Genomic DNA, 13,549 nt, shown 5'->3' with positions numbered 1-13,549 from the left:
AAATAACACTATTGAAAATGGTTAAAAACCCTAAATTTGAGCAAAAATTCATGCCTTTGAAAAGGATTGCCTTTTTCATTTTCGTTAGTAGCTATTTCACTGTTTTTGGTCAACAAGCTGAAACTGAGAAAAGACAAATCAATATTGTTTACGGAGCAAATTTTACTAAGGATGAAGCAAAATTTCCTGGTGCTTCAATTTTTAGTAAAGACGACCAAAGACAAGTTCAATTTGAACACCAAGGTGCCGACTTGTGGTGTGATGTAGCTATTTTTTACGCCCAAGAAAATCGACTTAAAGCCATAGGTAACGTTAGAATGCAGCAAGGAGACTCAATTGAGATGAATAGCGGCAAATTGGATTATGATGGGGAAACTAAATTGGCTAGAGCCTGGGAAAAGGTAGACCTTAGAGATACCCAAATGAGACTAACTACTGATACTTTATATTTTGATCGTGAAAAGCAAGTATCTTTTTATAAAACAGGTGGTAAAGTGGTAGATTCTGTAAATGTGCTTACCAGTAAAATTGGTAACTATTTTATGGAGCTAGAAAAAGTTCAGTTTAGAGATAGTGTTCATATAGACAATCCAGATTATATCATAGATTCTGAGCAATTAGATTATTACAGAGTTTCAAAAAATGCCTACATGTACGGGCCCTCTACTATAGTTGGGGAAGACTATACCATTTATTGCGAGCGTGGTTTTTATGATACTACGATTGAACAAGGCTATGGTGTTAAAAACACAAGAATTAATTATAGCGATAGAATTATTGTAGGTGACAGTGTGTACTTTGATAAAGCAAAATCATTTGCCTCTGCAACTAACAACATTCAAGTAACAGATACCATAAATAAAGGTAGAATTAGAGCACACTACGCCGAAATTCACAAAGAAAAAGATTCCGTTTTTGCAACTAAAAGAGCTGTAGCAGTAAGTTTAGTTCAACAAGATTCTCTTTACATTCATGGTGATACTTTGCTAGTAACGGGTCCTTCAGAATCTCGAATATTGAGAGCTTTTAGAAATGCTAAGTTTTTTAAAACAGATTTAAGCGGTAAATGTGATAGTATTCATTCTTCAGAAGAAACTGGCATTACGCAACTAATTCGTAATCCCATAATGTGGAATGTTGATAATCAAATGACAGGAGACAGCATTCATTTACTTTCCAATAAGAAAACAGAACAACTAGACTCGTTAAAAGTTATAAATAATGCCTTTGTAATCTCTTTTGACACCATTGGCAAGTTAGGTTATAATCAAGCTAAAGGTAAAGACCTTTTTGGTAAATTTATTGACAATAAGCTAGAAATCATTGACTTAGTAAAGAACACAGAAGTTATTTACTATATGTATGATGATAAACAAGAACTTATTGGTATTGATAAAACTATATGTAGTAAAATAAGACTGCATATGCTTAATAATGACATTGAAGAAATTACTTTTTTTGTAAATCCGGACGGAGATATATTTCCTGAAAAAGAATTACCCGTAGAAAACAGAAAGCTAGAAGGGTTTATTTGGAGAGGCGATGAGCGTTTGTACACCAAAGACGATATTTTTGATGAAGATGATAACAATATTGAGCTAGTAAAAATTAGAGGTATTGACGCCCCTGTGGATATTGATACAGAAGAACGTGAAAGAAGTGGTTTACCTCCTTTACAAGAAGACCCTAAAGCTAAAAATCTGAATCAAAACACAAAAGCTACAAAACCAAAGAGACCCACATTAAAAAAAGTTGGTTAAACCCATTGGAAAAAGATTTTTTAAAATACCAAGCGCAGACTACGCCACACCCATTAGGTTTAGCTGTATCTTCTGCTAAAGGAAGTTACATCTATGATACTGAGAATACCGCACATTTAGACTTTGTTGCAGGAGTATCAGCTTGTAGCGTAGGTCATTGTCACCCAGAAGTGGTCTCAGCAATTAAAGAACAAGCAGAAAAATATTTACATGTAATGGTTTATGGTGAATATGTTCAAGAACCTGCTGTGGCTTTCTGCAAAAAACTAGTATCACTCCTACCTAGCAATTTAGAATCTGTATACTTAGTAAATTCTGGTACAGAAGCAATTGAGGGTGCACTCAAATTAGCTAGAAGAGTTACAGGAAGGTCTGAAATCTTAGCTGCTAAACACGCTTATCATGGTAATACTATGGGTAGTTTAAGTCTTCTAGGTTTAGAAGAACGAAAAAGCGCCTTTAGACCATTACTTCCGGGTGTTGGATTTATTACGTTTAATAATGAAGATGATTTAGCTAAAATTACCTCAAATACGGCTGCGGTAATTCTCGAAACCATTCAGGGTGGTGCAGGCTTTATTATACCAAAACACGACTACCTATCTAAAGTTAGAAAACGATGCAATGAAACCGGTACGCAATTAATCTTAGATGAAATACAACCAGGTTTTGGAAGAACAGGTAAACTTTTTGCATTTGAACATTTTAACTGCTCTCCAGATATTTTAGTAGTTGGCAAAGGTATGGCAGGTGGTTTGCCTGTAGGTGCGTTTATCTCTGGTCGCTCTAAAATGGAGCAATTAATAGCTAATCCTAAATTAGGACATATTACCACTTTCGGCGGTAACCCTGTGATAGCTGCTGCCAGTTTGGCAACTTTAAATATCATTACAAACTCTTCGCTAATTAATGATACCATCGTAAAAGAAAAACTTATTAAAAATCTTTTAGTACATCCATTAATTACTGAAATTAGAGGTAAGGGGCTCATGTTAGCACTTATTTTAAAGACTTCTGACATTGCTGACAAATTAGTATTAACAGCTGCCAAAAAAGGCTTAATTCTGTTTTGGTTACTCTTTGAAAAAAGGGCAGTTAGAATAACACCACCACTAACAATTACTGCCACTGAAATTGAAAAAGGATGTGGCATAATTCTTGAAATCTTAGATGAATTAAGTATTGATGTTAACTAATTTGTTGATAACATCAATGCTTTTAGGACGTAAACTAGCCTATTTAAAGGCTAATTTTAAGTCCATAGTATAACGAAAATTGCTTCTATGGCATTAGGACCTAACAACCAACCGAAGAATTCTATCGAAAAATTTGAATCAATGTTGAAGACAGATAATGTCTACTTCTTTGATGCAGAAGACTTCGAACAAATAATACACCATTACCTTGATGATGGCAAAATAGGCCTAGGAAAAAAAGCCATTAAACTAGCTCTGGAACAACACCCTATATCCATTGAACTACGCCTTCTAAAAGTTGAAGTTTTGGTCTTTGAAGATAATTTTAAAGATGCTGAAAAACTCTTAAACGAACTGCAAGATATTGACCCAAATAATGAAGAAATTTATATTCAAAGGGCCAATATTCTTTCTAAAAGAGACAATCATTTAGAAGCGGTAAATATGTTGATAGAAGCCTTACATATTGCTGATGATTGCTACGATATTCATTCACTTATGGGAATGGAATATCTATTTATGGATAATTATGAGCAAGCAAAAAAGAGCTTTATCAAATGTTTAGAGTATGATGAATCTGATTATTCAGCACTCTATAACGTCATTTATTGTTTTGAATTTTTAGAAGATTTTGATGGAGCCATTGTTTACTTAAATGATTATCTAGAGCGAAATCCTTATGGTGAAGTAGCTTGGCACCAATTAGGTAAAATGTATCAGCAAAAGGAAATGATGAATGAAGCACTTTCTGCTTTTGATTTTGCTATTATTGCTGACGACCGTTTTATTGGAGCTTACTTTGAAAAAGGTAAGGTGTTAGAATATTTAGGCAGGTATAATGAAGCTATAGAAAACTATGAATTTACCTTAAAAATAGATGACCCCACCTCTCACGCATATTTAAGAATTGGCAAATGCCATGAAAAATTAGGTAATGATGAACTTGCCAAGTACTATTATTACAACACAGTTCATGAAGACCCATTATTAGATAAAGGGTGGTTAGCCATAACAGAGTTTTACTTTAAGAAAAAAAACTACAAAAAAGCATTACATTACGTAAACAAGGCTACAAATATTGATAGTGAAAATCCACTTTATTGGAAAAAATCAGCAAAGCTTTATCAAAAATTACAGAACTATCCAGAAGCAGATTTTGCTTTTAGACAAAGTGTTAATCTGGGTAATTATGAGTTAGACACTTGGGTTGATTGGTCAAAAGTGTTATTAAAATTAAATGACTACGACTCGGCAACACAAGTTCTCTTGCAAGGTCTAGATTTTTACGCTAACGAGGCTGAATTGCATTTTTTGTTAGCAGGTGCTTATGTAAAAGCTAGTGATTTTGAACGAGCTAAAGAGCAAATTAAATCTGCCGTAAAACTTAAATCTAAAAAACCCGCATTCTTTTTAAAACTATTTCCCGAATTTGAAAAAGTCACTTGGGTAAAACAAGTTTTAAATGCTAGTAAAAAAGCTTCTACGTAACTTTGTCGAAACTTTTTTTATGGGAGCAAGAAAATTGTTCGATTACGCAATTATAACATTAAAAGGAATGGCCATGGGTGCAGCAGATGTAGTTCCTGGAGTATCCGGAGGTACAATTGCTTTTATATCAGGTATTTATGAAGAATTAATTGATTCCATAAACAATGTTAAACCTTCGCTACTATCTGTTTGGAAAAAAGAAGGTTTTAAAGCCTTCTGGAATAAACTTAATGGAAACTTCTTAATAGCACTTTTTATTGGCATATTCATTAGCGTGCTATCCTTAGCAAAACTATTAAGCTATTTATTAGAAAATAAACCTGTATTACTATGGTCTTTTTTCTTTGGACTGGTTTTAGCAAGTATTTTCTTGGTTGGAAAAGAAATTAAAAAATGGAGTGCTGCTACTGTTATTATGCTACTGTTAGGTGCGGCAGTTGCTTATTACATCACAGAATTACCTCCAAATGAAAACGTTGATAGTTTACCCTATTTGTTTCTTTCTGGTGCATTAGCCATTTGCGCCATGATTTTACCGGGTATCTCAGGGGCCTTTATTTTGGTGCTATTAGGCTCATATAAGACCATTTTAGATGCTGTTCATGAACGTGATATAAAAATGATAGTTACTGTAGGCTTAGGTGCAATTGTTGGTCTACTAAGTTTTGCTCGACTTTTAAAATGGATGTTTAAAAATTATAGAAACACTACGCTTGCCATTTTAACTGGTTTTATTTTAGGTTCTCTAAATAAAATATGGCCTTGGAAAAAGGTGTTAGAAACACGTGTATTTGATGATAAAGTAATTGTAATAGACGACCAAAATGTACTACCTGGAGCTTTTGAGGGCGAACCTCAAGTTTTACTTGCCATCATCTTAGCCGTACTTGGTTTTTCCCTTATTTTTACATTAGAAAGATTAGCTTCTAAAAAATAAAAACGAAGCCTTAATATGCCAAAATCAAGAACATTCTGGGACAAGGTATATCTTGTAATAAAGGGCCTTTTTATGGGCGCAGCCAATAAAGTTCCCGGAGTTTCTGGAGGTATAGTAGCTTATGTTGGGGGGTTTTATGAAGAATTTATTTACTCTCTTCAAAAACTAAATAGCAAAGCCTTTAAGCTCCTTTTTAATGGTAAGTTTACATCGTTTTACAGATATACTAACGCTACCTTTTTAATACTCCTAATTACGGGTATGCTAGTGAGCTATTTTAGCGTCTCTAGATTATTAGATTACTTTTTACAAAAAAAGGAGCTTTATGTTTGGGCTGCTTTTTTTGGTATGGTCATAGGGTCTATTTATTATATATCAAAAGACTACAACCATTGGAATAAAAGAACCATTTCCTGGGGAATTTTAGGATTAGTAGTTGGTATTTCAATTAGTTTTTTAAGCCCTGCAAAAGAAAATGACAATCTATTTTTTATTTTTTTCTGTGGAATTATAAGCGTATCAGGAATGACATTGCCTGGACTTTCCGGTTCATTCATTTTAATTCTATTAGGAAATTATGTGTTGTTACTTGTCGACTCTGTCAACTCTTTATACGACTCTTTTGCAGAAATTTTCAGAGGTGATTTTAGCTTTATTAAAAATGACGAACGTTTACGAACGTTAAAAATACTGGCAGTATTTACACTTGGTTCAGCAACAGGCTTGGTTACGCTTTCTCATCTTTTGGGTTATGTTTTAAAACATTATAAGAATATTACCAACGCTGTAATTATAGGTTTCATTTCTGGTTCTTTGGGGGTTTTATGGCCTTGGAAAACTACCATGTACAAGCTAAACGAAAGTGGAAACATCATCTTTGATTCTAACGGTGATAAAATTGTTACGAATTATAAACGATATATTCCTAATATGACCCAAATGGAAGATTGGGCTGCAATATTTTTTATTGTTTTGGGAATCTTCTTATTATTGAGTTTAGATTGGTATGGAAAAAACAGGGCAACTCAAGAGAAAGTTCGGACTAGTAGGTAAGAATATCTCATATTCATTTTCAAGTACATATTTCTCAAAAAAATTTGAAGAAAAAGGTCTGGATAATCATTCTTACGAAAATTTTGACCTTACTACTATTGCTGAGTTTCCAAAGCTTTTAGAAGATTCAAACTTGGCGGGCCTCAATGTGACTATACCATATAAAGAACAAGTTCTGCCCTTTTTAAATGATATTGATACTACTGCAAAAGAAATTGGGGCGGTAAACACCATAAAATTTACAGCAAACGGTATCAAAGGTTTTAATACTGATGCTATAGGCTTTAAACAATCGTTAAAGCCACATCTAACGCAAAAACATTGTAAAGGACTTATTCTGGGAACAGGCGGTGCTTCTAAAGCAATTGCTTACATATTTAAAGAACTAGACATAGCGTTTAAATATGTTTCTAGAACAAAAAGGGTAGGCCATTTAACCTACTCTGAGTTATCTAAAGAAATTATTCAAGAGTATTTAGTAATTGTAAATTGTACGCCGATTGGAACCTTTCCTAACATTGAAGAAAAGCCAAACATCCCCTACCAATATATTGGTAATGAGCATCTATTGTTTGACTTAATTTATAATCCTGAAAAGACTAACTTCCTCAAATTAGGTGAGGAAAAAGGAGCCAAAATTCAAAACGGTTACCCCATGTTGGTTAACCAGGCTGAAGCTGCTTGGCATATCTGGAATTCTTAAATATTAATTTAAAGCTCCATCATTGCTTAGATTGTTTACTTTTGTTACAAGGGTAAGCCCATAGGCAAATCATTATCCAACCAAAAAACAACTAAATCCATAATTAGAGATGGAAGCAAACGAGCAAAAACCTCAAGAAGAAAAAATTGGGGAAGAAGTAAAACAAGAGCAAGAGCTTACAACTACAAATGAAGAAACTGTTGAAAAAGTTTCGGAAATTGATGAAAAAGCTTCATCTGAAACTGTAGAATCGTCAGATAATTCTAAACCTACTCCTAATTCTGAAAAACCTGATGAGTCTTTAGAAGAAATTGACAACGAAAATGCTGAAGATGCTGAAGACAAAGAAAATCAAGCTCGTCACACTATACCAATGCCAGATTATCATGCCATGTCATTGGAAAATTTGGTTGGAGAATTACAACGTTTAGTAAAAAACGAAAAAGTACAAGCTATTAATAAGCATGTTAATGCTATTAGAAGTGAATTCTTTGAGAAATACAAAGTGTTATTTGATGAAAAAAAGGAAGAATTCATTGAAAATGGTGGTAATGAAATTGACTTTAGATATTCCTCTGTTGCTAAAAGACAGTTTGATGAAGTTTATAGAGAATTTAGAGAAAAGAGAGACCAGTACTATAAAAATTTAGAGAAAAACCTAAATCAGAATTTAGAAAATAGACTAGCTATTATAGAAGAGCTTAAAGGCTTGGTTAATGTTGAAGAAGACATGAATACCACCTACAATAACTTTAAAGACCTTCAAGAACGCTGGAGAAATGCTGGAGCTGTGCCAAGGGCTAGTTATAACGATTTATGGCGCACCTATCACCATCACGTAGAAATTTTCTATGATTTTCTTCATCTCAATAAAGAATTAAGAGACCTCGATTTTAAATACAATCTAGAAGAAAAAACAAAACTTGTTGAGCAAGCTGAGGCATTGTTCAATGAGCCCGATTTAAGAAAAGCTTTTAGAGAGTTACAAACATTACATAAGGTTTGGAAAGAGGATGTAGGACCAGTTGCTAAAGAAAAGAGAGAAGAAATCTGGGAACGCTTTTCTAATGCTACAAAAGCACTACATAATAGACGTAAAGAATATGAGGCTGAAATAGAAGCCAGTTATGTAAAGAACCTTGATATAAAGCATGAAATCATTGCCAAAATTAAAGAGGTTGCTGACAACGTTTCTAAAAATCATAAAGAGATTCAAAACCAGATAAAGAAGGTTGAAGCTTTACGAGAAGAGTTTTTTAAAGCAGGGAGAGTTCCTAAAAATGAAAACGAAGCAACTTGGGCCAAGTTTAAAGAAACAGTTAGAAGTTTTAATAAGAACAAAAACGCTTATTATAAAAACCTAAAAGGCGAGCAAAACGAAAACCTAGAAAAGAAAAGGCGTCTATTAGCTATTGCTCATTCTTTAAAAGATTCTGATGATTTTGATATGGCAACGCCAGAAATGAAGCGTATACAAGCCGAATGGAAAGGTATTGGACATGTGCCAAGAAAGTATAGTAACAAAATATGGAATGAGTTTAAAGAAGCTTGTAACCATTATTTTAATAGGATTAACTCCAAGAGAAATGAATCTCAAAAAGAAGAGTTTGCAAATCTTGATAAAAAAATGGCTTGCTTAGACAGGCTTAAAAAGTTTACGCTTTCTGGTGACAATAAAAAAGATGTTGAAACCATTAAAGGTTTTATCAAAGAATGGAAAGGTTATGGTCACATACCTCATAATAAAAGACACGTTAATAGCAAGTTCAATAAAATAGTTGACGCGTTATTTAAAAAATTAAACATCAATAAACATCAGGCTGAATTGTTAAAGTATGGTGACAGAGTTAAACAACTAGCAAATACAGATGATGAACGTGCTGTTCATAGTGAACGTAGTTTTGTTAGAAAGAAAATTGAAGAAAGTAAAGCTGAAATACGTCAGTTAGAGAATAACCTTCAATTTTTTAGTAATGCTTCAGAGGACAATCCTTTAGTACAAGATGTTATCAAAAACATTAACAAACAAAAAGAAGCATTAAATACTTGGAAAGAAAAACTTAAGAACCTAAATATTATTGAACATAATTTAGGTAAAGAAGACGAAACGGAAACTGAAGAAGAAAATAAAGCCCACTCTGAAGAAGAGTAGGCTTTGTTTTTTAGTATTAATTGCTAAAGATTATTTGGCAACGTTTACAGAACGAGTTTCTCGTATCACAGTAATCTTAACTTGTCCAGGATACGTCATATCTGTTTGAATTTTCTGAGAAATATTAAACGATAATTCTGCCGCCTGTTCATCATTAACTTTTTCACTCTCAACAATCACACGTAATTCTCTACCGGCTTGTATTGCATAAGCTTTTTGAACTCCTTTAAAGCCAAAAGCAACATCTTCTAAATCTTTTAAACGTTGTATGTAAGAATCTAAAACCTGTCTTCTGGCACCTGGTCTAGCTCCGCTAATAGCATCACAAACCTGTACAATTGGAGATATCAAACTGGTCATCTCAATCTCATCATGGTGAGCGCCAATAGCATTGCAAACCTCCTTTTTTTCACCGTACTTTTTAGCCCACTCCATTCCTAAAATGGCATGTGGTTTTTCCACATCAGTCTCAATCATTGGTACTTTACCAATATCATGTAATAAACCAGCTCGTTTTGCTAATTTAGGATTAAGGCCGAGTTCAGAGGCCATAACAGCACAAAGCTTGGCAACTTCTCTTGAATGTTGTAATAGATTTTGACCATAAGAAGAGCGATATTTCATTCTACCTACTGCCTTAATCAATTCTGGATGTAGTCCATGAATACCTAAATCGATAATGGTGCGTTTACCAATTTCTACAATTTCTTCATTTATTTGTTTTTCTGTCTTTTTAACAACCTCTTCTATTCTCGCCGGGTGAATTCTTCCATCTGTAACTAAACGGTGTAAAGACAAACGTGCTACTTCTCTCCTAACAGAATCAAAACAGGATAGAATAATAGCCTCTGGAGTATCATCAACAATGATTTCTACACCTGTTGCGGCTTCAATAGCTCTAATATTTCTACCTTCTCTACCAATGATTCTACCTTTTACATCATCAGATTCTAGATTAAAAACTGATACGCAATTTTCAACAGCTTCTTCAGTACCAATACGTTGAATGGTATTAATAACAATTTTTCTAGCCTCTTGTTGTGCGGTAAGTTTAGCTTCTTCTAAAGTTTCTTGCAGATATGCCATTGCATCTGTCTTTGCAGTCTCTTTCAAAGACTCCATGAGTTGAGACTTTGCCTCTTCAGCAGATAAACCAGAAATTACTTCTAATTGTTTTACTTGACTTTTGTGAAGTTTGTCTACCTCAGCTTGCTTCCGCTCTAAAATTTCAGCTTTATGCTCAACATCTTTAACTTGACGTTCTAGCTGTTCATTTAAACGTTTTCCTTTAGCGAGTTCGCTACCTATTTGAGATTCTTTGTCTCTAGTACGCTTTTCGGCTTCAGCAATTTTCTTGTCTTTATTTATAATAACCTTTTCATGCTCGGCTTTAAGTTCCAAGAACTTTTCCTTGGCCTGAAAAATCTTATCTTTTTTAATGCTCTCCCCTTCTCTCTTAGCATCTTTTATAATGCCAGCTGCCTTTTTTTCGGCATTGGTGATGGTTTTACCCGCCTTACCTTTTTCAAGAATTTTAGCTATTGCAAAACCTATCAGCAGTCCCACAACTGCTGCAATTATAGTTATAGTGGTATTATCCATTTAGTTAATGTTTAAAAAAAAACCCACATTGGACGAAGTTTTGTACAAACTCCAAAAAACAGGTTTAGGGCTAACAGACTACTCGAAAATCCCTGACAAAGAGGGCGCGCTCTTGCAATCTAAACTCACCCTTTTTAAATCTAATAGTGTTGAGTTTGTCAAAAAATTAATACCAATGTGGGCAGTAACAATATATATTTTAAAGAACTTATTCCGTGTTCAAAATGTTTTCTAGCTTATTTTCTAAAGCTTTCAAACGTTCAGACGCGGCATTTATGTTTTCAGACTCATTAATTCCGCTTTGCTCAATTTTAGAAGCAAACTGTAATGCGCACATAGCCAATACATCTTGCTTATCTCTAACAGCATAATTTTGCTCAAACTTTTTAGCTAAGTTTTCTATATTCTTAGCTGCTTTTCTTAAACCTTCTTCTTGCCTTGGGTCTATTGTTAACGGGTAAACCCTATCGGCGATTGAGAGTTTAATTTTGAGCTTTTCATCCATTTCATATCAATATTATTCTGCTAAATGGGCTATACAAGAGTCCAATTCGCGAATAAGTGCATTTATTTTGAGCTTTGCCTCAGTCTTATCTACATTACTGCCTAACATTGCGTTTGCCATTTTAAGTGAATTATACTTTTCTTCCCAATCTGCTAAGATTTGGTTTGTACTAACTTGTTCTTTTTTTAATAGAGACAGCTCTTGCTTTAAACTATGGTTAGCTTTTTTAAGCTGTTCCATCTTTTGCAAAATTCTGTTTACTTTATTCTCTAAAGAATCTACTACGTCAACAAATTCACCCATTAACTAATCGCAATGCGTAATAGACAAATTTAACGATACTAAAATTACGTTACAACTCTTTTTACAATTAAGTTCTAAATCTTGTTTTTTAAAGGTTTCGCTTTTTGTAATTATCCGCTTATGTTTACTTTCACTAAAAAAACAGATTACTTCCTATGCGCTTAAGCATCACAATATTTTTATTATTAAGCTTTCTATTTTCATTTTCACAAGAAAAGTTCCCCAATAACACCTTTCGCTCTCCATTAGATATTCCGTTAATTTTATCTGGTACTTTTGGTGAATTACGTTCAAATCATTTTCATGCTGGTATTGATATTAAAACACAGCAAAGACAGGGCCTCCCTGTTTATGCCATTGCAGACGGTACCGTTACACGAATAAAAATTTCGCATTGGGGCTATGGTAAAGCTATTTATGTGGCACACCCAACAGGGCATACTTCGGTTTATGCGCACTTGCAAAAATTTAATCCAAAGATTGAAGCATACATTAAAAAACTTCAATACAAAAAACAGTCTTACGAGGTAGAAGTTTTTCCAGATTTTGGTGAGTTAACGGTAAGTAAAGACCAAATAATAGCATATACTGGTAATTCTGGTAGTTCTGGTGGTCCACATCTACATTTTGAAATTAGAAGTAGTATAAGCGAAAAACCTACCAACCCCTTGTTATATGGTTACGAAGTTAGAGATGCTACTGACCCAACTATAACTGGTTTATTTGGATATCCATTATCAAAAAATGCTCAGGTAAATCAAAGCCAAGAAAAAACTAGTATAAATTTTACTAAACAAGCCAACGGTACATTTTTAGCAGATAAAGTCACGGCGTTAGGTACAATTGGTTTTGGGTTTGTTGGTTTTGATAGGCAAGATTTAGCAGCCAACAGAAACGGAATTTATAGCGTAAAACAAACTGTTAATGGTAAAGTATATTCCGAATTTAAGTTTGAATCATTTTCATTTGCAGAAACCCGATACATAAATACATTTATTGATTATGAGCATTTTGGAAAATACCGTCAACGTATTCATAAATGTTTTAAAGACGATTCTAACAGATTAAGCATCTACAAAAAATTATATTTAGACGGTAAGCTAACTATTACTGAAGGCATGTCTTATTCAGTTGAAATTTTACTTGAAGATGTTGAGGGTAATACAACCAAACTCATTATTCCCGTTGAAGGGGCCGCAAAGCCTATTCGAAAACTCAAAGAGGTAAATAAAACGTCTTATTTTGTAGCTGCTAGCAAGCCAAAAAGCTTTGATTTGGGAGCGGCTAAAGTGTATTTTCCTGAAAACACATTTTATAATGATATTTATTTACACCTAGAAAAAGGGGAAGACACTATAAAAGTTCACGATAGAACAGCAGCAGCACATCGTAACTTTACTATAAATTTTGATGTTTCTTCAATTCCATCCAATAAGCGAAGTAAGCTTTTTATAGCCCGATTAGATGAAGATGATAAAGAACCAAACTATACGCGAACCTATAAAAAGGGAAATAGTTTTACTGCGCGTACACGCAATTTTGGTCTCTATACTTTAGCTAAAGATGAAACCGCACCTATTGTTAAACCTCGTAATTTTAAAAAAGGCCAGTGGCTAACCAATTACAGGTATTTAAGTCTACATATTTCTGATGACTTAAGTGGCATTAAAACTTACGATGCTTATTTAAATGGGGAGTGGATATTAATGGAATATGACCCTAAAACAGACATTATTACTTATAACTTTGATGATAAGATTGCGGAAAAAACACAATGTGACTTAAAGCTCGTCGTTACTGATAATGTTGGTAATACTACTACATTTGAAAGTACTTTCTATAGAAAATAA

Annotated in this window: 11 protein-coding genes and 1 other RNA gene; 8 read left to right on the top strand and 4 right to left on the bottom strand. The window is 33.7% G+C overall.

Annotation, left to right across the window (positions count from 1 at the left end; translation table 11 throughout):
* The first annotated feature begins 50 nt into the window (after positions 1 to 50).
* From H5V42_RS09585 to H5V42_RS09555, 7 genes are all read left to right on the top strand, one after another.
* Positions 51 to 1,760, top strand: a complete 1,710-nt coding sequence (locus H5V42_RS09585) for an OstA-like protein (protein WP_185782938.1) — start codon at positions 51 to 53, stop codon at positions 1,758 to 1,760.
* A gap of 5 nt (positions 1,761 to 1,765) precedes the next feature.
* Complete coding sequence (locus tag H5V42_RS09580; RefSeq protein ID WP_185782937.1) at positions 1,766 to 2,956, top strand: aspartate aminotransferase family protein; 1,191 nt, start codon at positions 1,766 to 1,768, stop codon at positions 2,954 to 2,956.
* 87 nt (positions 2,957 to 3,043) lie between these two features.
* The gene (locus tag H5V42_RS09575) at positions 3,044 to 4,444 is read left to right on the top strand and encodes a tetratricopeptide repeat protein (RefSeq protein WP_185782936.1); all 1,401 of its coding nucleotides are present in this window, start codon (positions 3,044 to 3,046) and stop codon (positions 4,442 to 4,444) included.
* A gap of 19 nt (positions 4,445 to 4,463) precedes the next feature.
* Positions 4,464 to 5,381 carry a DUF368 domain-containing protein gene (locus tag H5V42_RS09570; RefSeq protein ID WP_185782935.1) on the top strand — a complete coding sequence of 306 codons (918 nt, stop codon included), beginning with the start codon at positions 4,464 to 4,466 and terminating at the stop codon, positions 5,379 to 5,381.
* Between the two features lie 15 nt (positions 5,382 to 5,396).
* Entirely contained in the window at positions 5,397 to 6,434 is a 1,038-nt protein-coding gene (locus H5V42_RS09565; RefSeq protein ID WP_185782934.1) for a DUF368 domain-containing protein, read from the top strand.
* Complete coding sequence (locus H5V42_RS09560; protein ID WP_185782933.1) at positions 6,388 to 7,137, top strand: shikimate dehydrogenase family protein; 750 nt, start codon at positions 6,388 to 6,390, stop codon at positions 7,135 to 7,137. The genes H5V42_RS09565 and H5V42_RS09560 overlap by 47 nt, the downstream gene beginning before the upstream one ends.
* A 109-nt stretch (positions 7,138 to 7,246) precedes the next feature.
* A complete protein-coding gene (locus H5V42_RS09555; RefSeq protein WP_185782932.1) occupies positions 7,247 to 9,289 on the top strand; it encodes a DUF349 domain-containing protein in 2,043 nt (680 codons plus the stop codon).
* 30 nt (positions 9,290 to 9,319) lie between these two features.
* Here H5V42_RS09555 and rny read toward each other — a convergent pair whose 3' ends face one another.
* From rny to H5V42_RS09535, 4 genes are all read right to left on the bottom strand, one after another.
* Positions 9,320 to 10,891 carry a ribonuclease Y gene (rny, locus tag H5V42_RS09550; protein WP_185782931.1) on the bottom strand — a complete coding sequence of 524 codons (1,572 nt, stop codon included), beginning with the start codon at positions 10,889 to 10,891 and terminating at the stop codon, positions 9,320 to 9,322.
* A gap of 46 nt (positions 10,892 to 10,937) precedes the next feature.
* A non-coding RNA gene (gene ssrS / locus H5V42_RS09545) (6S RNA) lies at positions 10,938 to 11,046 on the bottom strand.
* Positions 11,047 to 11,099: 53 nt separating this feature from the next.
* Positions 11,100 to 11,396 carry a cell division protein ZapA gene (locus tag H5V42_RS09540; protein ID WP_185782930.1) on the bottom strand — a complete coding sequence of 99 codons (297 nt, stop codon included), beginning with the start codon at positions 11,394 to 11,396 and terminating at the stop codon, positions 11,100 to 11,102.
* A gap of 12 nt (positions 11,397 to 11,408) precedes the next feature.
* Positions 11,409 to 11,699 carry a hypothetical protein gene (locus tag H5V42_RS09535; protein WP_185782929.1) on the bottom strand — a complete coding sequence of 97 codons (291 nt, stop codon included), beginning with the start codon at positions 11,697 to 11,699 and terminating at the stop codon, positions 11,409 to 11,411.
* Positions 11,700 to 11,854: 155 nt separating this feature from the next.
* Between H5V42_RS09535 and H5V42_RS09530 the strand changes: the two genes are divergently transcribed.
* Positions 11,855 to 13,549 (top strand): M23 family metallopeptidase, encoded by a 1,695-nt coding sequence (locus H5V42_RS09530; RefSeq protein ID WP_185782928.1) that lies wholly within the window; start codon positions 11,855 to 11,857, stop codon positions 13,547 to 13,549.

The organism is Croceivirga lutea (assembly GCF_014235875.1).
Classification (GTDB): domain Bacteria; phylum Bacteroidota; class Bacteroidia; order Flavobacteriales; family Flavobacteriaceae; genus Croceivirga; species Croceivirga lutea.
The sequence above is the reverse complement of the archived record's forward strand: the minus strand, read 5'-3'. Positions and strand labels throughout refer to the sequence as shown.

What these genes read in the sequence shown, in the direction of transcription:
- H5V42_RS09565 (WP_185782934.1), top strand. Translation starts at nt 5,397, where the DNA reads ATGCCAAAATCAAGAACATTCTGGGACAAGGTATATCTTGTAATAAAG.
- H5V42_RS09585 (WP_185782938.1), top strand. Translation starts at nt 51, where the DNA reads ATGCCTTTGAAAAGGATTGCCTTTTTCATTTTCGTTAGTAGCTATTTC.
- H5V42_RS09555 (WP_185782932.1), top strand. Translation starts at nt 7,247, where the DNA reads ATGGAAGCAAACGAGCAAAAACCTCAAGAAGAAAAAATTGGGGAAGAA.
- H5V42_RS09560 (WP_185782933.1), top strand. Translation starts at nt 6,388, where the DNA reads ATGGAAAAAACAGGGCAACTCAAGAGAAAGTTCGGACTAGTAGGTAAG.
- rny (WP_185782931.1), bottom strand. Translation starts at nt 10,891, where the DNA reads ATGGATAATACCACTATAACTATAATTGCAGCAGTTGTGGGACTGCTG.
- H5V42_RS09540 (WP_185782930.1), bottom strand. Translation starts at nt 11,396, where the DNA reads ATGGATGAAAAGCTCAAAATTAAACTCTCAATCGCCGATAGGGTTTAC.
- H5V42_RS09530 (WP_185782928.1), top strand. Translation starts at nt 11,855, where the DNA reads ATGCGCTTAAGCATCACAATATTTTTATTATTAAGCTTTCTATTTTCA.
- H5V42_RS09535 (WP_185782929.1), bottom strand. Translation starts at nt 11,699, where the DNA reads ATGGGTGAATTTGTTGACGTAGTAGATTCTTTAGAGAATAAAGTAAAC.
- H5V42_RS09575 (WP_185782936.1), top strand. Translation starts at nt 3,044, where the DNA reads ATGGCATTAGGACCTAACAACCAACCGAAGAATTCTATCGAAAAATTT.
- H5V42_RS09570 (WP_185782935.1), top strand. Translation starts at nt 4,464, where the DNA reads ATGGGAGCAAGAAAATTGTTCGATTACGCAATTATAACATTAAAAGGA.